The following is an 18,907-nucleotide window of genomic DNA, read 5'->3' as shown; positions in this document are numbered from 1 at the left end:
ATGGATTTCCAATCGCGTATTCTCGGCCACTTCAACGCCAGCATTGACACCAAGACCTACGCCAGCGAAGTGCTGCCGCCCTTCATCGAAGCGGCCAGCCAGATGATGGTCCAGAGCTTGGTCAATGACGGCAAGATCCTGGCCTGCGGCAACGGCGGCAGCGCCGGCGACAGCCAGCATTTCTCTTCCGAGCTGCTCAACCGATTCGAGCGTGAGCGCCCGAGCCTGCCGGCCATCGCGCTGACCACCGACACCTCCACGCTGACGTCCATCGCCAACGACTACAGCTACAACGAGGTGTTCTCCAAGCAGATCCGCGCCCTGGGTCAGCCCGGCGACATCCTGCTGGCCATCTCCACCAGCGGCAACTCCGCCAACGTGGTGCAGGCCATCCAGGCGGCTCACGACCGCGACATGCGCGTCGTGGCCTTGACCGGCCGTGACGGTGGTGACATGGCGTCACTACTGGGCAGTGAAGACTGCGAGATTCGTGTCCCCGCCACCTCTACGGCACGCATCCAGGAAGTCCATCTACTGGCCATCCACTGCCTGTGCGACCTGATTGATCATCAGCTGTTCGGCAGCAACGAGTAATCCGCGCGCCCCACGGCATTCACCAGGAGAAAACGGCATGACGCCCAAGAACCTGCTTTCCCTCATAGCCACCGCCGGCTTCCTGACGCTAGCCGGCTGCACCACCGTCGCCGACCTGACCAACAGCGGCCCGATCGACGAAGACTATGGCGATCGCACCCTGGGCGCCCAGGTGGAAGACGAGAGCATCGAGACCAAGATCGAGGTCAATCTCGGCAAGACCGACGCCCGCTTCAACGATGCCCATGTCAATGTGAATTCCTACAACGGCATGGTGCTGCTGACCGGCCAGGTCGCCAGTGACGAGCTGAAGCAGAAGGCCACGGACATCGCCAAGGATGTGCGTCGTGTGCGTCAGGTGCACAATGCGCTGGAAATCAGCGCCAATGCCCCGGCCAGCCAGCGCGTGCAGGACACCTGGCTGACCACGCGCGTCAAGGCCACACTGGCGGCGGATGCCAATATCGACTCCGGTCGCATCTTGGTACTCACCGAGAATGCCAGCGTCTACCTGATGGGCATCGTGACCCGCGCCGAAGCTGACCAGATCGTCAGCAAGGTCTCTGAAGTCGGCGGCATCCAGCGTATCGCCAAGGTCTTCGAGTACCTCGACTGATCAAGGTGGCGCGCCTTGCATGCCTGACATGCAAGGCGCCCTGAATGAACAGCACCCAGAATGAAAAATGCCCCGCAGGCCGAAGCCTGCGGGGCATTTTTCATGACAGGAGCGACATCAGGCGGACAATGGCCAGCCCTCATCCATCGCCCCCACCTGCCGACGTGATTACTTGATCACACGCAGCGAAGGACGCCCCTTGCGCGGCGGCTTGGGCTGACCATTGTCATCAGCATCCTGCTCGTCACTGGCCGAGTCCGACGCCGGCTCTTCAGCGGCGACTCCGGCATCAGCGCCTGGCTCGACGGACGCATCCACTGATTCCGAGGCAGGTGCCTCTTCTTCGGCGGGCGCACTGCCGACACTGGCCAGCGTCGGGCGCGCTGTGGCGGCCGGCTCGGCATCTGGCGCGGCTTCACCGAATGTCATCTCATCGGCACCCGGCATCACCGGCTCATGACCGAAGACCATACCGACACCGTTTTCACGCGAATACAGCGCGACCAGGGCCGTCGTCGGCACGCTGACGTGCATCGGCTGACCACCGAAGCGGGCATTGAAGCTGACCCCTTCATTGGCGATCAACAGATCACGCACCGCACCGGGTGCGATATTGAGCACGATCTGGCCGTTCTGGACGTGTTGACGCGGCACTTGGACACCTTCCTGCTCGGCGTCCACCACGATGTACGGCGTATTGTCGTTATCCAGCAGCCACTCGTAGAGTGCGCGTGCCAGATAAGGGCGACTGGAAAGCATGGGAGAACCTCTTGAACTGCAATGAGTGTCAGCGACGACCGAAGTCCATTCCGCCAACGGGCCAACGCCCCGCACATCGCTCACATCCATCGACCTCAGACTGATGAGCGAGGGCGAAAGCCCGAATGCGTGACCGATCGATCAGTGACCGAAGGATCACGCACGGATCAGATGCGCATCTCGCGCTCGGCCTCGGACAGCGACGCCTTGAAAGCATCACGCCCGAACAACCGCTCCATGTAGGTCAGCAGCGGCTTGACCTGCTTCTCCGGCAGCTCGATTCCCAGTGTCGGCAAGCGCCACAGGATCGGGGCAATGCAGGTGTCCACCAGCGAGAACTCGTCGCTCATGAAGAACGGCATGTCGTCGAAGATCGGGGAAATGCCGATCAGGCTTTCACGCAATTCCTTGCGCGCCTTGTCGGCTTCCTTCTTGGTGCCTGTCTGGATGGTTTCCATCATCGGCACCCATTCGCGCTCGATGCGATGCATCCACAGACGGCTCTGGGCGCGCGCCACCGGATACACCGGCAACAGCGGCGGATGCGGGAAACGCTCGTCCAGATATTCCATCATGACCTTGGACTCGTAGAGCACCAGGTCGCGATCCAGCAGCGTCGGCACACTGTTGTACGGGTTCAGGTCGGCCAGTTCGGCCGGACGGCTGTCATCATCCACATCAATGATATCGACTGCCACACCCTTCTCGGCCAGCACGATCCGTACACGGTGGCTGAAGTGGTCGTCACCACCGGAGTAGAAGGTCATCGATGAACGCTTGGCCACAACACCCATGAAACTGTCCTCGCATCTGTTCGAGACATGCCCGTGTCAGCTTTTGGCCTGACAAACGGGGATAAGTTTCCTCTGGCCTGCCCTTGTCACAACGGGCCCTGCCAGAGGGTCAGCCTGCGCCACCTCGAGGCGACGCAAGCGGGCGCGCGACTGATCAGCCGCGCGCCCGTCACTGCCGGCTCGCCATTATCACTGAGACCCCGCCCCGGGGGCCATCAATGAATGTCGCGCCAGTATTCCTTCTTGAGAAGATACGCCAGCAAGGTAAAGATCAGAATGAATATTAACACCTTGGGGGCCATGCTCTCAGCCTTGAGTCGCGAAGGCTCGCCGACATAGGCCAGAAAATTGGTCAGATCCCACATCGCTTGATCGAATTCCCCTGCCGTCATGCTGCCAGGCTGGGTGATCTCTAGGATATCACAGGAGGCATAACGCCCCGTGCCGGGATCGATCTCCGCCCCCGCTACCGCCATATCAGTCTGTCCACAGACCTTTTCCTGCACGCCCTGCAGCGATTCCAGCACATGCGGCATGCCGACCTGGGGGAAGACCGCATTGTTCACGCCCCACGGACGTGACGCATCGCGATAGAAGCTCTTCAGATAGGTGTAGATCCAGTCCGTGCCGCGCAGACGCGCCTCGAGCGACAGATCCGGTGGCGGCGTGCCGAACCAGCCGGCCGCGTCTTCTTTCTGCATGCCCGTACGCATGGTGTCATTGATCTTGAGCGCTGGCGAGAGAATCAGGTATTGCTCGACCAGGTCCTCGGGCATCCCCAGGTCCTCCGCGGCACGCGAGTAACGCTGATACTGCAGGCTATGACAGCCGAGGCAGTAGTTGGTGTAAAGCTGCATGCCTCGCTGCAGCGAGGGCTGATCATGCAGATCCGGCTCCATCGTCTCCAGCGGCACCGCGCTGCTGGCCGCGCTCACCATACCCGCCCCCATCAGGCTCACTACGGCCAGCAACCCTGCTGCCAGCCCGCGTTTGAGCCACTCCCTTGCCCCACTCATCAGCGCGTTCATCGGCCCGTCACCCTGTCAGGCACCGCTCGCGTCGTCTCGAAGCGCGTATACAGCGGCATCAGTATGAAGAAGGCGAAATATGCCACGGTCGCCAGCTGCGCGATGATCGTGCGCTCATGCGTGGGCGGCATCACCCCCAGCACGCCCAGCGTCACGAAACTGACCACGAAGATGACGATGGCGACACGCGACAGCCAGCCCTTGTAGCGGATCGAGCGCACCGCCGAGCGATCCAGCCACGGCAGCACGAACAGGATAGCGATCGCCAGCCCCATGACCACCACGCCCCAGAACTTGGCATCCACGCCGAACAGCGGGTAATTGACCGCGCGCAACATGGCGTAGAACGGCGTGAAGTACCACACCGGCGCGATGTGCTCGGGCGTCTTGAGCGAATTGGCCGGTTCGAAGTTCGGCGTCTCCAGGAAGTAGCCGCCGCCTTCGGGGAAATAGAAGATCACTGCACAGAACACGAACAGGAATACGCCGACGCCGACGAGGTCCTTCACCGTGTAATAGGGATGGAACGGAATGCCATCCAGGGGCTGCCCCGCCTCATCCTTCCGGTCCTTGATCTCGATGCCATCGGGGTTGTTCGAGCCCACCTCATGCAGCGCCACCAGATGCAGCACCACCAGCCCGACGATCACCAGCGGCAAGGCAATGACATGCAGCGCAAAGAAGCGGTTCAGGGTGATTCCCGAGATCAGATAGTCGCCACGAATCATCTGCGCCAGGTCTGCCCCGATGACCGGAATCGCCGTGAACAGCGAGATGATCACCTGCGCACCCCAGTAGGACATCTGCCCCCAGGGCAGCAGATAGCCCATGAAGGCCTCGGCCATCAGCGCCAGATAGATGCACATGCCGAAGATCCAGACCAGCTCGCGAGGCGCACGGTAGGAGCCATACAGCAGGCCACGGAACATGTGCAGATAGATGACAACAAAGAAGGCCGAGGCGCCGGTGGAATGCATGTAGCGGATCAACCAGCCGTACTCCACATCGCGCATGATGTACTCGATGGAGGCAAAGGCCTCCTCGGCACTCGGCGTATAGCTCATCGTCAGCCAGATGCCGGTCAATATCTGATTGACCAGCACCAGCAAGGCCAGCGAGCCGAAGAAGTAGAAGAAGTTGAAGTTCTTCGGCGCGTAGTAGCCGGTCAGATGGTCCTGCAGAAACTGGGTGGCCGGCAGGCGGTCATCGATCCAGCGCATGATGCCGCGTGGCGCCTTGGCACGGTTTGGATTCCCCATCAGGCAGCCTCCTCGTCGACACCCACCACCAGTACCTGCTCGCTCTCGTAGCGATGCGGCGGCACCTCCAGATTCGAAGGTGCCGGCACTCCGGTGAAGACTCGCCCGGCGAGATCGAACCTGGACCCATGACAGGCACACAGATAGCCGCCCGGCCAGTCCGCGCCAAGATCCGCCGCACCAATCTCGGGACGATAGCCAGGCGAGCAGCCCAGGTGCGTGCAGATACCCACCAACACCACATATTCCGGCTTGATGGAACGCAGCACGGCATCGACATAAGGGGGCTGCTGGGGACGCAGTGACTCGGGGTCCTGCAACTCTGCGGGGGGGATGGCGCGGATATCGGCGATCATCTCGGGGGTGCGACGCACCACCCACACCGGCTTGCCGCGCCACTCGATGGTCATCTGCTGGCCGGGTGCCAGCCGCGAGATATCCGCCGTGACAGGCGCGCCTGCCGCGCGAGCACGCGCACTTGGCTGCCAGGACGCCAGGAAGGGCGTTGCGATACCGACCACCCCTACCGCCCCGACCACGGTGGTTGCGCTGACGAGGAAGCGGCGTCGCCCTCGGTTCACGACTTGATCTGACATTTTATTGTTATCTCCCAAACACTACCGCTTGATGCTGGGCCATCCACTTGCCGAGCACTTGATGCTTGCTTGTATTAAAGGGCAAGAACAGAGCACTCACAACTCAAGAAAGCCACCTTGACCAAAGCCGCTTTCGTCAATCGTGCAGCGAGACCGCAAAAAAAACGTCCAGCACCCTTGCGGGTACTGGACGTTCTTGTAGTCGACGCGAGTTCTCTTAACGCTTGGAGAACTGCGGACGACGACGGGCCTTGCGCAGACCGACTTTCTTACGCTCGACTTCACGGGCGTCACGAGTGACGTAACCGGCGGCGCGGAGGGTCGGACGGAAGTCTTCGTTGTAAGCCATCAGGGCACGAGTGATGCCGTGACGGATAGCGCCGGCCTGGGCAGAACCACCACCACCAGCAACAGTGACGTAGACGTCAAACTGTTCGCTAGTTTCGGTCAGCTCGAGCGGCTGACGGACAACCATACGCCCTGTCACACGACCGAAGTAGTCGTTCAGGTCACGCTGGTTGACGGTGATTTTGCCGGTGCCCGGCTTCAGGAAGACGCGCGCGGTAGAAGTCTTGCGGCGCCCGGTACCGTAGTGCTGCTGTGTCATGGCGATGCTTCCCTCAGATGTTCAGTTCTTGCGGCTGCTGCGCAGCGTGCGGATGCTCGGAGCCAGCATAGACTTTCAGCTTGGACTGCATGGCACGACCCAGCGGACCCTTCGGCAGCATGCCCTTGACAGCCAGTTCGATCACGCGCTCAGGCTTGTGGTCGATCATCTGGTTGAAGTTCATGGAGCGCAGGCCACCCGGGTAACCGGTGTGACGGTAGTAGGTCTTGGCTTCTGCCTTGCGACCAGTCACAGCGACTTTCTCGGCGTTGATGACGACGATGTAATCGCCAGTGTCAACGTGCGGAGTGTACTCGGCTTTATGCTTGCCGCGCAGGCGACGAGCAATTTCGGTAGCCATACGGCCCAGCGTCTTGCCGGCTGCGTCGACGACGAACCAGTCACGCTGGACGGACTGCGGCTTAGCAGTAAACGTCTTCATGGATGAATCACCTATAGTCGGGTCTTGCACCTGTGTGCGCGACCAATCCCTATTTTTCTTGGTTGCCCGACGTCTGGCAGCGAGCGGCATGCTGCTTGCGCAGTCACTGCCCTCTCATCTCCAGACTGCCCTCGCCCATCAGGAGTGAATGACTCAGGATGGCTCGAGAACCGGTCAACAGTTCGAGCGAGCGCGCATTGTACATGTCATACCCGCCTACCACAAAGGCTATTTTGCCCTGTCATGGACATCACGGTTTGTGAGGCAGTGCGAGGTACTCGCGTGATTGCATTTCCTGCAGGCGTGACAGCGTGCGCTGGAATTCGAAATCCAGATTGCCACCGGTGTAGAGATCCTCGACGGGCGTCGCGGCGCTCATCAGCAGCTTGACGCCACGGTCATAGAACTCATCGACCATGTTGATGAAACGACGCACCTGGTCGTCACTGTCGCGCCCCATCTGCGGCACCTCGGACACCAGCACGGTATGGAACTCACGCGCCAGCTCGATGTAGTCATTCTGGCTACGCGGGCCATCACACAGCTCATCGAAGTGGAACCACACCACGTCTTCATGGCGACGCAGAGCATGCAGCACGCGGTGATTGATGCTCAAGCCTTCATCAGCATGGCCTTCGGCACCGGCGATGGAGCGGAACTCCCGCGCCAGCCGCGCGGCACTGTCGTCGCCCAGCGGGCTATGGAAGAGCTCGGCGTGCTCCAGCGCGCGCAGGCGATAGTCGATGCCGGAATCGACGTTGACCACCGTGCAGTGACGCTTGACCAGGTCGATCGCCGGCAGGAAGCGCGCCCGCTGCAGGCCGTCCTTGTAGAGGTCATCCGGCACGATATTGGAGGTCGCGACCAGCACCACGCCCTGCTTGAACAGCTCTTCGAACAGGGTGGCGAGAATCATCGCATCGGTGATGTCCTTGACGAAGAATTCGTCAAAGCAGATCACGCGCGCCTCGACGGCGAACTTGGCCGCCACCAGAGTCAGCGGATTCTTCTCGCCCTTGTAGTGGCCGAGTTCATTGTGGACACGCTGCATGAAGCGGTGGAAATGCGTGCGCATCTTGTCGGCAAACGGCAGGCTCTCGTAGAAGGTATCGACGAGATAGGTCTTGCCGCGCCCCACACCGCCCCAGAAGTAGAGACCCATGATCTCGGGCACTTCATCGACAGGTGCCGTGCGTGACGGCTTGCCGAACAGACGACGCACCTTGGAGCCCAGCCCGCCGCCACCCGTCGCGTCGGACACCTTGTCGGGCGTCTGGCGCGGCCTGCGCACGAGGTCATCGTAGAGACGCTGCAGATGACGGACCGCATCTTCCTGGGCGGCATCGTAGGCAAAGTCATCACGCTTGAGGTCTGCCTGGTACTTCTCGAGAGGCGTCGGTGCTGGCATTGAGAAACCCGCTGCAGGTCAGGCGCCACCTACTGGCACACGCCTGACATGAAAAGGAACAAGAACACGCCTGACCCGACACGGCGGGCAGGCAAGAACGAAATTGCGCGGCATTATACGCCTTGATGGCCACTTTACCCACTCACCGGCCAGCAATCGGCGGTGCGAGGTGGCTGTCGCCGCGCGCATTGCTCGCAAGGCGTGAGCTGGCATCCGCCCACACCCCGCCGGATGCGCCGACAGGCGACCAAGGTCGCGCGCCGAGTGAATTGACGCATCGCTGCACCACACCGATATAATGGCGCGTGGACGCTTTTGAAACGCAAGCGGCACTACAGACTGAGCTAGGAAAGACCAAGGCAAGAAGGACAGCGGCAAGCGGCGCTGACCTGCTGGACACCAGACCGATCCCGAGATCGGCGTGATGGAACATCATTGAAGACCGGCATCGTATCTCAGCGCTACCATGCCCCAGCGGTGACGATCACCGCAGTCGTGACACAAGGAGAGCGACGTGAACGAGAGCAACATTGACTGGATCCTGGCCATTGCCTGTTTTCTGGCTGGCATCGGTATCGGCGCCTTGTGCTACCACCTGCTGAATGCCAACGTGGCCCGCAATCAGAAGACCCGCCAGAAGTTGGCTGAGCGCGAACTGGAGCTGACCCAGTTCCGCGATGCCCTCAACGACCACTTCTCCAAGGCCAGCGACCTGACCGACCAGATCCAGCGCGCCGGCAATGAGCTGCGCCAGCATCTGGCCACTGGCGCCACCGCGCTGTGCGATGACAGCCAGCTCAAGCGCCGCCTGCTGGACACTGACACCACGCCGGACGACAGCGAGACCGACAAGGTCGACCTGCCGCGTGATTACGCCGATAACCGTGGCACTCTGTCAGAGGACTTCGGCCTCAAGCCGCAACCGAGTGAAGGCGAGACTCCGGCCACCAACCCGCCGCGCATCTGATCGCCCTGCTGTCGTGAACCTCTCACGGCATCTGAAAACGACAACGGCCACCTCGAGAGGTGGCCGTTGTCGTTTCCGGCACCAGATGTCACGCCGGATTGTCGATATCCACGAAGCGGTGCTCTACTCCATGCTCGGCGGCCAGCCACTCGCCGAGGGCCCGCACACCGTCACGCTCGGTCGCATGATGCCCCGCCGCGAAGTAGGTCACTCCCTCTTCACGGGCGCTATGGGTGGTGCGCTCGGAAATCTCGCCCGAGAGGAAGGCATCGGCGCCGGCCTCGATGGCCAGACCGATATAGTCCTGAGCGCCGCCGGTGCACCAGGCAATGCGCTTGATGGGACGATCATGGCCGGCCACGACCAGCACCTCACGTCCCAGACGCCGACTGAACTCGGCCCCCAGCGCTGTGCTGTCCAGCTCTTCCACCTCAGCAGCCAGACGCCCGACATGCACCAGGCCACGCCCGGGCACGCCATCCAGACAGCCTTCACTGACCAGCCCCAGACGCTCGGCCAGCTGGGCATTGTTGCCAAGGGTCGGATGCGCATCCAACGGCAGGTGATAGGCTGCCAGATTGATGTCATTGGCCAGCAAGGTCTTGAGGCGCCGACGCTTCATGCCGGTGATCTGGGCCGGCTCGTTCTTCCAGAAGTAGCCGTGGTGCACCAGCACCAGGTCGGCCTGCCAGGCGAGCGCCTCATCAAGTAACGCCTGACTGGCCGTCACGCCAGTCATCACGCGGCGCACCTCGCGGCGCCCCTCCACCTGCAAGCCATTGACGGTATAGTCCTTGAAGGCCTGCGCCTCCAGACAGCCATCCAGCGCCTTCATCAGCGTGTCACGATCAGCCATTGGGCCTCCAGCAGTCAGAGTCATCGAGTGTTACACTGGCGAGCATTGTAACGGCGCATCGGCGCCATGTAAGCGTGCCGCGCCTTGACCGGGGCCATCCCTTCGCGTGGCACGTGGAGTTTCAGGCCATTCATCTTCATGTCCGCAGCATCGCGTCGGTGCGCGGACTTTTCATCAGGTAATCCGATGCCCCGTTCTCTTCGCAGCACACTGCTCCCGCTACTGTGGCCCGTCGTCACCGGCGTCCTGCTGGCCGTCGTCGTGCTGGATCGCTTTCCGACGCTGGGTCTGGGCGAACCCGCCCTGCAGCAGAGCGAGCAGGCAGGCAACACCCCCTATCCGAGCCCGTCACGGAACTCTGCCGCCAATCAGCAGGTGCTGCCGCCTCCGAGCCTGACGCTGTCAGCGGCGCAGCGCGAAGAGTCGGCAGACCCGGTACTGCGTGAAGCACCGCCGCTGCAGCGCAACAGCGGCCCGGCCAGCTATCAGGCCGCGGTGGACGCCGCCGCTCCGGCGGTGGTCAACATCTATTCCTCGCGCGAGATCAAGGACGACAGCAAGCATCCGCTGATGTCCGACCCCTTCTTCAACCAGTTCTACGGCGAAGACGCACTGCGCAGCCAGCGCATGCTGTCGAGTTTGGGCTCCGGCGTCATTCTCTCCAGCGACGGCTACATCCTGACCAACAATCACGTCATCCAGGGTGCCGACCAGATCCAGGTCGCCCTGCGCGATGGCCGCGAGACATTCGCCAAGGTCGTGGGCGTGGACCCGGAATCCGACCTCGCGGCGCTCAAGATCGACCTCGACAACCTGCCCACCGTGGCGATTGCCGATTCCACCCAGGTGCACGTCGGCGATGTCTCGCTGGCGATCGGCAATCCCTTCGGAGTCGGCCAGACGGTCACCATGGGGATCATCTCGGCCACCGGACGCAATCATCTTGGCCTGAACGCCTATGAAGACTTCATCCAGACCGATGCCGCGATCAACCCCGGCAACTCCGGCGGCGCGCTGATCAATACCGACGGCTCGCTGGTCGGCATCAATACCGCCATCTATTCGCGCTCCGGGGGCTCGCAGGGCATCGGCTTCGCCATCCCCGCCAACCTGGCACGTGACATCCTCGAAGCGCTGGTCGACCACGGCCGCGTGATTCGTGGCTGGCTGGGCCTGGAAGTCCAGGAGCTGACGCCGTCGCTGGCGCACTCCTTCGGCCTGAGCGCCCCGCAAGGCGTGGTGGTGGCCGCCGTGCTGCGTGACGGCCCTGCCGCGCGCGCCGGCCTGCGCCCGGGCGATATCCTGACCGCCATCGGCGGCAAGCGCCTGCTGGATGCTCGCCTGGCCATGGCCGACATCGCCGCCGTCAAGCCCGGCAATGCGCTGGAGTTGCGCCTGCTGCGTGACGGCAAGACGTTGGACATCGATGTCAAGGTCGGCGAGCGCCCGATTCCCGACAATACACCGGCGGCCGTCGAGCCGTCCCTGCAGGACAAGGGCTGAGCCGGTATATCGGCGCAGCGCCTTGGGCAGCCCCCGCCCCATGATGACAAGAAGCCCCGCGACGGAGTCCGTCGCGGGGCTTCTTGTCTTGTCAGACGACTGACCAGGCAAGGCTCAGTCTCAAGATCAGTCGAGAATGCGATTCTCGGCACTGCGCGCATGTGCCGTCAGCGACTCGCCACGTGCCAGTACCGAGGCGGTACGCCCGAGCACTGACGCGCCCGCTGGCGAGCACTGGATCAGCGAGGAGCGCTTCTGGAAGTCATAGACGCCCAGCGGCGAGGAGAAGCGCGCGGTGCCGGAGGTCGGCAGCACGTGATTCGGCCCGGCGCAGTAATCGCCCAGCGCCTCGGAGGTATGCGAGCCCATGAAGATGGCGCCGGCGTGGCGCACGCCCTCGACCCACTCCTGGGGATTGGCCACCGAGAGCTCCAGGTGCTCCGGCGCGATGCGGTTGGTCAGCTCCAGCGCCTGCTCCGGCCCGCTGACACGGATCAGGGCGCCACGCTCACGCAGCGAGGTCAGGATGATCTCGGCACGCTCCATGGTCGGTGCCAGGCGTGCGATGGAGGCCTCGACGGCGGCCAGGTGCTCGTCATCCCATCCGATCAGGATCGCCTGGGCATCTTCATCGTGCTCAGCCTGGGAGAACAGGTCCATCGCCAGCCAGTCCGGATCGGTCACGCCATCACTGACCACCAGGATCTCGGACGGCCCGGCGATCATGTCGATACCGACCTGACCGAACACCGCACGCTTGGCAGTCGCCACGTAGATGTTGCCCGGTCCGACGATCTTGTCGACGCGCGGCACGGACTCGGTGCCGTAGGCCAGTGCCGCCACGGCCTGGGCGCCACCGATGGTGAAGACACGATCGATACCCGCCAGGTGAGCCGCGGCCAGCACCAGCTCATTGACCACGCCGTCCGGCGTCGGCACGACCATGATGATCTCGCGCACGCCCGCGACATGCGCCGGAATCGCGTTCATCAGCACGGATGACGGGTAGGCGGCCTTGCCGCCCGGCACGTAGATGCCGGCGCGGTCCAGCGGCGTGACCTTCTGGCCCAGCAGGCTGCCGTGCTCGTCCTTGAAGGACCAGCTTTCCGGCTTCTGATGCTCGTGATAGACACGCACGCGCTCGGCAGCCACAGCCAGCGCCTCGCGCTGATCCGCCGGCAAGTCGGCATAGGCCTGGGCCAGACGCTCGGCACCGATGACCAGCTCGGCCATGCTCGAGACATTCAGGCGGTCGAAGCGGTTGGAGAACTCCACCAGCGCCACATCGCCTTCCTGCTTGACGCGCGCGAGGATGTCGGTGACACGATGCTGTACCTCGGCATCGGACACGCCCTCCCATGACAGCAAGCGATCCAGGCGGGCAATAAAATCGGTATCACGGCTATCAAGCCGGTTGATCAAGGTATCCATGCGAACCTCTTTTCTCATTGCTTGGCAGAGAAGGCTGAACCGGACGGGCTCTGTCCAGCGCCTACCCCTATCATCTTGATAAGGATCGTGACGAGCAGGGGCGGCAGCTGGCGTTTCGAGCGTCATCTTCTGCCACGGTCATCTATGCGACCTTGGGTATCCATCGGGTCGATGCCAACAGCACGCCGCCATCACGCCTCGCGGCGGGCTTCCACGGCCTGACGCAGGCGATCGATCAGCGGCTTGAGACGATCGTGCTTCATGGTCATGGCGGCCTTGTTGACCACCAGACGCGTGCTGATGTCGGTGATCAGCTCGCGCGGCTCCATGCCGTTGGCGCGCAGGGTGTTGCCGGTGTCGACGATATCGACGATCTCGTCGGCCAGATTCATCAGCGGGGCCAGTTCCATCGCACCGTAGAGCTTGATGACTTCCGCCTGAATGCCCTGCTCGGCGTAATAACGACGCGCGACATCGACGAACTTGGTCGCGACGCGGCGGCGAGCGCCCTGCTGCTGCTGACCGACGACACCGGCGGTCATCAGGCGGCACTTGGCGATTTCCAGGTCCAGCGGCTCGTACAGGCCTTCGGCACCATGCTCGAGCAGCACGTCCTTGCCGGCGATGCCGAGATCGGCCGCGCCCAGCTGCACGTAGGTCGGCACGTCGGTGGCACGGATGATGACCAGCTTGACGTCCGGCAGATTGGTATCGAAGAGCAGCTTGCGGCTCTTGTCGAGATCTTCCAGCGGCTCGATGCCAGCGTCAGCCAGCAGCGGCAGGGTTTCCTTGAGGATACGCCCCTTGGAGAGGGCGACGACCAGTTGCTTGCTCATGGGGTATTCGCCCGTGCTTGTACGTAGGAATTCGGCACGCGCTGCCGGTCAATCAAGGCCGGCAGCACGAGGTGGGCCACTGATCAGCCGGCGGAGCGACGGATGATCACGTTCAGCCCGGAGAGCTTCTCTTCGATGCACTCGTAACCGCGGTCGATGTGATAGATGCGGTCGACCATGGTCTCGCCGTCGGCGACGGTCGCCGCGATCACCAGCGAGGCAGAGGCACGCAGGTCCGTCGCCATCACCGGCGCGCCGGACAGGCGCTCGGTGCCGGTCACGACCGCGGTGTTGCCCTCGAGCGCGATGTGGGCGCCCATGCGGTTGAGCTCCTGCACGTGCATGAAGCGGTTCTCGAAGATGGTCTCGATCACGGTGCTGGTGCCTTCCGCGACCGCATTCATCGCCACGAACTGGGCCTGCATGTCGGTGGGGAATGCCGGGTACGGCGCCGTGCGGATATTGACCGCCTTCGGGCGCTTGCCGTGCATGTCGAGCTCGATCCAGTCATCACCGGTGGTGATGGTGGCGCCGGCTTCTTCCAGCTTGGCCAGTACGGCATCCAGGGTGTCGGCACGCGTACGCGTGACACGCACCTTGCCGCGCGAGGCAGCCGCCGCGACCAGGAAGGTGCCGGTCTCGATGCGGTCCGGCATGACGGAGTATTCACAGCCGTGCAGCTTCTCGACACCGTCGATGACGATGGTGTCGGAGCCCTGGCCGGTGATCTTCGCGCCCATCGCGATCAGGCACTCGGCCAGATCGACGACTTCCGGCTCACGCGCGGCGTTTTCCAGCACGGTGCGGCCATCGGCCAGGGTCGCGGCCATCAGCAGGTTCTCGGTGCCGGTGACGGTCACGACATCAAAGACGATGCGCGCGCCTTTCAGGCGGCCACCCGGCGCCTTGGCGCGGATATAGCCATTCTCGACCGTGATCTCGGCCCCCATCGCCTCCAGGCCACGGATGTGCAGATCCACCGGACGCGAGCCGATGGCGCAGCCGCCCGGCAGCGAGACTTCGGCACTGCCGAAGTGCGCCAGCAGCGGGCCCAGCACCAGAATCGAGGCACGCATCTTCTTGACCAGGTCATAGGGCGCGTGACAATGCTCGACCTTGGAGCCATCCAGCTGCACGGTCATGTTGTCGCCCATCACCGGCTCGACGCCCATACGCCCGAGCAGCTCGAGGCTGGTCGTGATGTCCTGCAGATGCGGCAGGTTGCTGATGGTCACGGGACCTTCCGACAGCAGCGTGGCTGCCAGAATGGGCAGTGCCGAATTCTTGGCGCCGCTGGCCCAGACTTCCCCGTTGACCGGCCCGTTGCCAGTGATGATCAGCTTATCCATGAAATGTTCCGGTCAACCCTGAGCGTTGCCGGCGGCAGCTTCGAACTGCGCCGGGGTATAGGTACGAATGCTGATGGCATGCAGCGCGCCAGAGCGGATCTCATCATTGAGTGCGGAGTAGACCAGCTGCTGGGCCTTGACGCGGCTCAGCTCGGCAAAGACATCCCCCACGGCGACGACCTGGAAATTGCAGCCCTCACCCTGGATATGAAAATCGACGTTCTCGATACGAGCCTCGAGCAGGGCCTTGACATCATTCGGTTGCATGACGGGCGATGACTCCTTCGCGGTACATGTCGGGATCGTGGCAGGGAATCCTTGCGCGACGATCGATGCGATATGACCGCACATGGTAATCAAAAGCGCGCGGGAACGCGATTGGCAGTCAATCGCTGCCTCCACGTTGCCGCGCGCATGAATGGCGATACGGACAAGCCTCTAGCATCCAGCAGAGCAGTGTGGCCTGACAGGTAGTCAGGCCACACTGCTGGCTCAGGACGTCTCGAGTGACAGCGGGGGCTCGGCGCTGATCTCAGCGACATTCAGCCCCGGCAGCAGGTTTTCCAGTCCAGAGACTGCCGCCAGTCGGCTCAACGCGGGAGACAACGCGAGATGAGCGACGTGCCCACCATGCTCCGCCAGATGGCGCTGCCACTCGAGCAGCACGCTCAGGGTGGCAGTACTGGCGCTATCCACGCCGCACAGATCGATGGAAACCCCATCCTCGCGGCGCCCCAGCCATTTCCTGCCGGAATCCGCCAGCTCTGCGGCATTGTCGAAATCCGGCTGGCCACTCAGGCTCAACCGTGCGTCACCGGCTTCCAGCGTGACGCCCTCGCGATCGAAGAGAGTTTTCATGGTCATGGCGACGACAGGGCTCAGCTGTTGCCCTGATCCCCCTCACCCTTCTCGAGGTCGACATCCGGCTGCCAGCCCTTGATGACGGCATCGATGTCGCGGCCGTTGTCACGCATGGCCTGGTCGAACTGGTTGCGGAAGGTCAGGCCCAGGTTGACGCCATTGACGATCACGTTGACCACCTTCCACTTGTCGTTGCGCAGACGCATGGAATAGGCCACCGGATAGACCTTGCCCTTGGTATCGACCACGTCCATGTAGACGGTGTCCTGGTCTTCATAGCGACGCTCACCTTCGCTGTCCTTCACGTCCAGCCTGGCGTAATCGAAGCTCACCAGCCCCTTGGCATAGGTGCCGATCAGGGTGTCATGGAAGACCTTGGCGAATTCGGTGCGCTGCTCAGGAGAGGCGCCCTTGAAGTACTTGCCCATCACGCTGGCGGCGATGTAGCGATAATCCACCACCGGCTTCAGCGCGGAATCCACCAGGCTTTCCAGCTCGTCGACGTTGTCCTTGTAGTAGCTCTCGCGGCTATCGATCTTGGTAGTCAGGCCCTCGACCGTGTCGCGCAGCAGCACGTCCGGCTCCTGCGGGGCGGCCATGGCCAGCGGGCTCAGCGCCATCAGGGCGGACAGGCTCAGCACGCTCAGCGGACGGATCAGCTTCTTGAGGCTAGGAATCATCAGGGTTGCTCCTTGAAAATGTGCATCGTGCTCGAACGTGAAACCACAGGCACCGAGTCAGGTCTTTCGGCGCATCACACGCATGCGCCGGGTGCCTGGACTTCGATGAACAGCGCTTCGAGAATCAGCGCTTCCAGAATCAGCTCTTCGAAAAATTGGACACGAACTGCTGGATCAACTCTTCCAGCACCAGTGCAGACTGGGTATCGCGAATGGTGTCGCCGTCCTCCAGCACGTCCGGGTCTCCCCCGGTACTCAGGCCGATGTACTGCTCGCCCAGCAGGCCGGACGTCAGGATGGCGGCGGTGGTGTCCTTGCTCAGCTTGCCACGCAGGCTGCTGTCCAGCTTCATCGTGACACGGGCGTCAAACCACTTCGGGTCCAGCTCGATCTTCTCGACGCTGCCGACGGCAACACCTGCCATCGTGACCTTTGACCGCGCCTTGAGGCTTCCGATCCCTGAGAAGTTGGCATTGAGCACGAAGGTGTCATCAGCCTGCTGGAACGTGACGCCGCTGACACGCAGCCCCAGGAAGACCATTCCCAGGAAACCAGCGAGTATGAACAGGCCCACGCCGAACTCGAGCATGCGGGTACGTTTCATCAAATCTCTCCGAACATGACGGCCGTGAGGACAAAGTCGAGTCCCAGCACCGCCAAAGATGAATAAACCACGGTACGTGTGGTGGCGCGCGAAATGCCTTCCGAGGTCGGGATCAGGTCATAGCCCTGGAAGACGGCGATCCAGCTGACCACCAGCCCGAAGACCAGTGACTTGATGACGCCATTCATGACATCACCGATGAAATCGACGTTCGACTGCATGCTGCTCCAGTAGGCGCCCTCGTAGATGCCCAGCCAGTCGACCCCCACCAGCTTGCCGCCCCAGATACCCACGACACTGAAGCCGATGGTCAGCAGCGGCAGCGAGACGAACCCGGCCCACAGGCGCGGCGCGACGATGCGCTTGAGCGGATCGACGCCGATCATCTCCATGCTGGTCAACTGCTCGGTGGCCTTCATCAGGCCGATCTCCGCCGTCAGCGCCGACCCCGCGCGCCCGGCAAACAGCAAGGCCGCGACCACAGGCGCCAGCTCGCGCAGCAGTGACAGCGACACCATCTGTCCCAGCGCTTCCTCGGCGCCGAAACCGACCAGAATGGTGTAGCCCTGCAGCGCCAGCACCATGCCGATGAACAGCCCCGAGACCAGCACGATGGCCAGCGACAGCACACCGACGAAGTGCATCTGTCGCACCCACAGGCCAATGCCCTCACGGGACGGGATGCCGATACCGGCCTGCACCAGCAGCATGCCGGCGCGCCCGATGGCCGCGATCACGTCGATGCTGCTGCGGCCCAGTGACGTGATGGCCCCGAGCGGGCCACGATTCAGACCACTCATGACTCTCTCCTGCGGGTTGCCGACTCGCGACCATCGAGAATGTCGCCGGCGAAGTCCGGGGCGGGGTAATGGAAGGGCACCGGGCCATCCGGCTTGCCGTGGATGAACTGGGCCACACGCGGGTCCGATTCGGCGTTCAGCGCCTCGGGGGTGCCCTGCGCCATCACCTTGCCATCGGCGATCACATAGACGTAATCGGCAATGGTCAGCGTTTCCTTGATGTCGTGCGAGACCACCAGCGCCGTCATGCCCAGCGCATCATTGAGGCGCCGGATCAGATTGACCAGCACGCCCATCGAGATGGGGTCCTGCCCGGCGAACGGCTCGTCGTACATGATGAGGTCCGGGTCCAGCGCGATGGCTCGCGCCAGCGCCACACGCCGCGTCATGCCGCCGGAGAGTTCGGCCGGCATCAGTTCACGCGCGCCGCGCAGCCCGACGGATTCGAGCTTGATCAGCACGATGTCACGAATCATCGCATCGGGGAGATCGGTGTGGACGCGCAACGGGAAGGCGACGTTCTCGAACACGCTCAGGTCGGAGAACAGGGCACCGCTCTGAAACAGCATGCCCATGCGACGGCGCATGCGAAACAGCTCGCGCCGCGACAGGCCATGCACGTGCAACCCGGCGATCTCGACGCGTCCTGCCGAAGGTGTCAACTGGCCGCCGATCAACTTGAGCAGTGTCGTCTTGCCGGTACCGGAAGGCCCCATGATGGCGGTTATCTTGCCGCGCGGGATCTTGAGGTCGATGCCGGAGAATATCTCGCGTTCTCCACGGGTGAACCGCAGGCCTTCGACACGAATCAGGGCGTCATCGAGATTGATCTCGCCTGCCGCGCCACGTGAAGAAGCCTGCGCATCCTGGCCGTCCGCACCCGTCCGGGTTGCGGTCTGACCGGGCAAATCAGTCAT

Annotated in this window: 22 protein-coding genes; 4 read left to right on the top strand and 18 right to left on the bottom strand. The window is 62.8% G+C overall.

Annotated elements, in window-relative coordinates; translation table 11 throughout:
* Nucleotides 1-594, top strand: coding sequence for a phosphoheptose isomerase (locus NH396_RS06285; RefSeq protein WP_043332512.1), 594 nt, complete (start codon nucleotides 1-3; stop codon nucleotides 592-594).
* A gap of 37 nt (nucleotides 595-631) precedes the next feature.
* Nucleotides 632-1,210 (top strand): BON domain-containing protein, encoded by a 579-nt coding sequence (locus NH396_RS06280; protein ID WP_176676299.1) that lies wholly within the window; start codon nucleotides 632-634, stop codon nucleotides 1,208-1,210.
* A 168-nt stretch (nucleotides 1,211-1,378) separates the two neighbouring features.
* Here the strand turns inward: NH396_RS06280 and NH396_RS06275 are convergent, their stop codons facing one another.
* The 8 genes from NH396_RS06275 to zapE form a co-directional block, all read right to left on the bottom strand.
* Nucleotides 1,379-1,969, bottom strand: coding sequence for a ClpXP protease specificity-enhancing factor (locus NH396_RS06275; RefSeq protein WP_176676298.1), 591 nt, complete (start codon nucleotides 1,967-1,969; stop codon nucleotides 1,379-1,381).
* 167 nt (nucleotides 1,970-2,136) lie between these two features.
* Nucleotides 2,137-2,763 (bottom strand): stringent starvation protein SspA, encoded by a 627-nt coding sequence (sspA, locus tag NH396_RS06270; protein ID WP_043332516.1) that lies wholly within the window; start codon nucleotides 2,761-2,763, stop codon nucleotides 2,137-2,139.
* A 215-nt stretch (nucleotides 2,764-2,978) separates the two neighbouring features.
* On the bottom strand, nucleotides 2,979-3,791 hold the full coding sequence (locus NH396_RS06265) for a cytochrome c1 (protein WP_253062267.1): 813 nt from the start codon (nucleotides 3,789-3,791) through the stop codon (nucleotides 2,979-2,981).
* The gene (locus NH396_RS06260) at nucleotides 3,788-5,050 is read right to left on the bottom strand and encodes a cytochrome bc complex cytochrome b subunit (RefSeq protein ID WP_176676297.1); all 1,263 of its coding nucleotides are present in this window, start codon (nucleotides 5,048-5,050) and stop codon (nucleotides 3,788-3,790) included. The genes NH396_RS06265 and NH396_RS06260 overlap by 4 nt, the downstream gene beginning before the upstream one ends.
* A complete protein-coding gene (gene petA, locus NH396_RS06255) occupies nucleotides 5,050-5,646 on the bottom strand; it encodes a ubiquinol-cytochrome c reductase iron-sulfur subunit (protein ID WP_176676296.1) in 597 nt (198 codons plus the stop codon). Before petA ends, NH396_RS06260 begins: the two co-directional genes overlap by 1 nt.
* Nucleotides 5,647-5,863: 217 nt before the next feature.
* Complete coding sequence (gene rpsI / locus NH396_RS06250; RefSeq protein ID WP_176676295.1) at nucleotides 5,864-6,253, bottom strand: 30S ribosomal protein S9; 390 nt, start codon at nucleotides 6,251-6,253, stop codon at nucleotides 5,864-5,866.
* 13 nt (nucleotides 6,254-6,266) lie between these two features.
* Nucleotides 6,267-6,695, bottom strand: a complete 429-nt coding sequence (gene rplM / locus NH396_RS06245) for a 50S ribosomal protein L13 (RefSeq protein ID WP_176676294.1) — start codon at nucleotides 6,693-6,695, stop codon at nucleotides 6,267-6,269.
* A 250-nt stretch (nucleotides 6,696-6,945) separates the two neighbouring features.
* Nucleotides 6,946-8,103, bottom strand: coding sequence for a cell division protein ZapE (zapE, locus tag NH396_RS06240; RefSeq protein WP_176676293.1), 1,158 nt, complete (start codon nucleotides 8,101-8,103; stop codon nucleotides 6,946-6,948).
* Nucleotides 8,104-8,617: 514 nt separating this feature from the next.
* On the opposite strand from zapE, the gene NH396_RS06235 reads away from it, so the two are divergent.
* A complete protein-coding gene (locus tag NH396_RS06235; RefSeq protein WP_043332529.1) occupies nucleotides 8,618-9,070 on the top strand; it encodes a DUF1043 family protein in 453 nt (150 codons plus the stop codon).
* Between the two features lie 88 nt (nucleotides 9,071-9,158).
* Here the strand turns inward: NH396_RS06235 and NH396_RS06230 are convergent, their stop codons facing one another.
* Complete coding sequence (locus NH396_RS06230; RefSeq protein WP_176676292.1) at nucleotides 9,159-9,926, bottom strand: Nif3-like dinuclear metal center hexameric protein; 768 nt, start codon at nucleotides 9,924-9,926, stop codon at nucleotides 9,159-9,161.
* A gap of 186 nt (nucleotides 9,927-10,112) precedes the next feature.
* Here NH396_RS06230 and NH396_RS06225 point away from each other — a divergent pair, with 186 nt between their 5' ends.
* Nucleotides 10,113-11,429, top strand: coding sequence for a trypsin-like peptidase domain-containing protein (locus NH396_RS06225; protein ID WP_253062257.1), 1,317 nt, complete (start codon nucleotides 10,113-10,115; stop codon nucleotides 11,427-11,429).
* Between the two features lie 126 nt (nucleotides 11,430-11,555).
* Here NH396_RS06225 and hisD read toward each other — a convergent pair whose 3' ends face one another.
* From hisD to NH396_RS06180, 9 genes are all read right to left on the bottom strand, one after another.
* Nucleotides 11,556-12,860: a histidinol dehydrogenase gene (gene hisD / locus NH396_RS06220; RefSeq protein WP_176676290.1), complete on the bottom strand. Its 1,305-nt coding sequence runs from the start codon at nucleotides 12,858-12,860 to the stop codon at nucleotides 11,556-11,558.
* Between the two features lie 191 nt (nucleotides 12,861-13,051).
* Entirely contained in the window at nucleotides 13,052-13,696 is a 645-nt protein-coding gene (gene hisG, locus NH396_RS06215) for an ATP phosphoribosyltransferase (RefSeq protein ID WP_043332537.1), read from the bottom strand.
* 83 nt (nucleotides 13,697-13,779) lie between these two features.
* The gene (murA, locus tag NH396_RS06210; protein ID WP_176676289.1) at nucleotides 13,780-15,045 is read right to left on the bottom strand and encodes a UDP-N-acetylglucosamine 1-carboxyvinyltransferase; all 1,266 of its coding nucleotides are present in this window, start codon (nucleotides 15,043-15,045) and stop codon (nucleotides 13,780-13,782) included.
* A 12-nt stretch (nucleotides 15,046-15,057) separates the two neighbouring features.
* Nucleotides 15,058-15,312: a BolA/IbaG family iron-sulfur metabolism protein gene (locus NH396_RS06205; protein WP_043332541.1), complete on the bottom strand. Its 255-nt coding sequence runs from the start codon at nucleotides 15,310-15,312 to the stop codon at nucleotides 15,058-15,060.
* A gap of 225 nt (nucleotides 15,313-15,537) precedes the next feature.
* The gene (locus tag NH396_RS06200; protein WP_253062255.1) at nucleotides 15,538-15,903 is read right to left on the bottom strand and encodes an STAS domain-containing protein; all 366 of its coding nucleotides are present in this window, start codon (nucleotides 15,901-15,903) and stop codon (nucleotides 15,538-15,540) included.
* Between the two features lie 20 nt (nucleotides 15,904-15,923).
* Nucleotides 15,924-16,586, bottom strand: a complete 663-nt coding sequence (locus NH396_RS06195; RefSeq protein ID WP_176676288.1) for an ABC transporter substrate-binding protein — start codon at nucleotides 16,584-16,586, stop codon at nucleotides 15,924-15,926.
* A 139-nt stretch (nucleotides 16,587-16,725) separates the two neighbouring features.
* A complete protein-coding gene (gene mlaD, locus NH396_RS06190; protein ID WP_043332545.1) occupies nucleotides 16,726-17,190 on the bottom strand; it encodes an outer membrane lipid asymmetry maintenance protein MlaD in 465 nt (154 codons plus the stop codon).
* Nucleotides 17,190-17,990, bottom strand: coding sequence for a lipid asymmetry maintenance ABC transporter permease subunit MlaE (gene mlaE / locus NH396_RS06185; protein WP_043332547.1), 801 nt, complete (start codon nucleotides 17,988-17,990; stop codon nucleotides 17,190-17,192). The genes mlaD and mlaE overlap by 1 nt, the downstream gene beginning before the upstream one ends.
* On the bottom strand, nucleotides 17,987-18,907 hold the full coding sequence (locus NH396_RS06180; protein ID WP_082388135.1) for an ATP-binding cassette domain-containing protein: 921 nt from the start codon (nucleotides 18,905-18,907) through the stop codon (nucleotides 17,987-17,989). Before NH396_RS06180 ends, mlaE begins: the two co-directional genes overlap by 4 nt.

It is taken from the genome of Cobetia sp. Dlab-2-AX (genome assembly GCF_024124625.1).
Classification (GTDB): domain Bacteria; phylum Pseudomonadota; class Gammaproteobacteria; order Pseudomonadales; family Halomonadaceae; genus Cobetia.
Note: the sequence above shows the minus strand (reverse complement) of the source record. Positions and strands in the feature narration are given on the sequence as shown.

Bases quoted from the DNA above. Each gene is read 5' to 3' on its own strand.
- rpsI (WP_176676295.1), bottom strand. From the start codon at position 6,253: ATGACACAGCAGCACTACGGTACCGGGCGCCGCAAGACTTCTACCGCG.
- mlaE (WP_043332547.1), bottom strand. From the start codon at position 17,990: ATGAGTGGTCTGAATCGTGGCCCGCTCGGGGCCATCACGTCACTGGGC.
- NH396_RS06180 (WP_082388135.1), bottom strand. From the start codon at position 18,907: ATGACTGATTTGCCCGGTCAGACCGCAACCCGGACGGGTGCGGACGGC.
- mlaD (WP_043332545.1), bottom strand. From the start codon at position 17,190: ATGAAACGTACCCGCATGCTCGAGTTCGGCGTGGGCCTGTTCATACTC.
- NH396_RS06230 (WP_176676292.1), bottom strand. From the start codon at position 9,926: ATGGCTGATCGTGACACGCTGATGAAGGCGCTGGATGGCTGTCTGGAG.
- NH396_RS06200 (WP_253062255.1), bottom strand. From the start codon at position 15,903: ATGAAAACTCTCTTCGATCGCGAGGGCGTCACGCTGGAAGCCGGTGAC.
- NH396_RS06265 (WP_253062267.1), bottom strand. From the start codon at position 3,791: ATGAACGCGCTGATGAGTGGGGCAAGGGAGTGGCTCAAACGCGGGCTG.
- hisG (WP_043332537.1), bottom strand. From the start codon at position 13,696: ATGAGCAAGCAACTGGTCGTCGCCCTCTCCAAGGGGCGTATCCTCAAG.
- NH396_RS06275 (WP_176676298.1), bottom strand. From the start codon at position 1,969: ATGCTTTCCAGTCGCCCTTATCTGGCACGCGCACTCTACGAGTGGCTG.
- murA (WP_176676289.1), bottom strand. From the start codon at position 15,045: ATGGATAAGCTGATCATCACTGGCAACGGGCCGGTCAACGGGGAAGTC.
- NH396_RS06285 (WP_043332512.1), top strand. From the start codon at position 1: ATGGATTTCCAATCGCGTATTCTCGGCCACTTCAACGCCAGCATTGAC.
- hisD (WP_176676290.1), bottom strand. From the start codon at position 12,860: ATGGATACCTTGATCAACCGGCTTGATAGCCGTGATACCGATTTTATT.
- NH396_RS06205 (WP_043332541.1), bottom strand. From the start codon at position 15,312: ATGCAACCGAATGATGTCAAGGCCCTGCTCGAGGCTCGTATCGAGAAC.
- NH396_RS06260 (WP_176676297.1), bottom strand. From the start codon at position 5,050: ATGGGGAATCCAAACCGTGCCAAGGCGCCACGCGGCATCATGCGCTGG.
- rplM (WP_176676294.1), bottom strand. From the start codon at position 6,695: ATGAAGACGTTTACTGCTAAGCCGCAGTCCGTCCAGCGTGACTGGTTC.
- NH396_RS06280 (WP_176676299.1), top strand. From the start codon at position 632: ATGACGCCCAAGAACCTGCTTTCCCTCATAGCCACCGCCGGCTTCCTG.
- petA (WP_176676296.1), bottom strand. From the start codon at position 5,646: ATGTCAGATCAAGTCGTGAACCGAGGGCGACGCCGCTTCCTCGTCAGC.
- zapE (WP_176676293.1), bottom strand. From the start codon at position 8,103: ATGCCAGCACCGACGCCTCTCGAGAAGTACCAGGCAGACCTCAAGCGT.
- NH396_RS06195 (WP_176676288.1), bottom strand. From the start codon at position 16,586: ATGATTCCTAGCCTCAAGAAGCTGATCCGTCCGCTGAGCGTGCTGAGC.
- NH396_RS06225 (WP_253062257.1), top strand. From the start codon at position 10,113: ATGCCCCGTTCTCTTCGCAGCACACTGCTCCCGCTACTGTGGCCCGTC.
- sspA (WP_043332516.1), bottom strand. From the start codon at position 2,763: ATGGGTGTTGTGGCCAAGCGTTCATCGATGACCTTCTACTCCGGTGGT.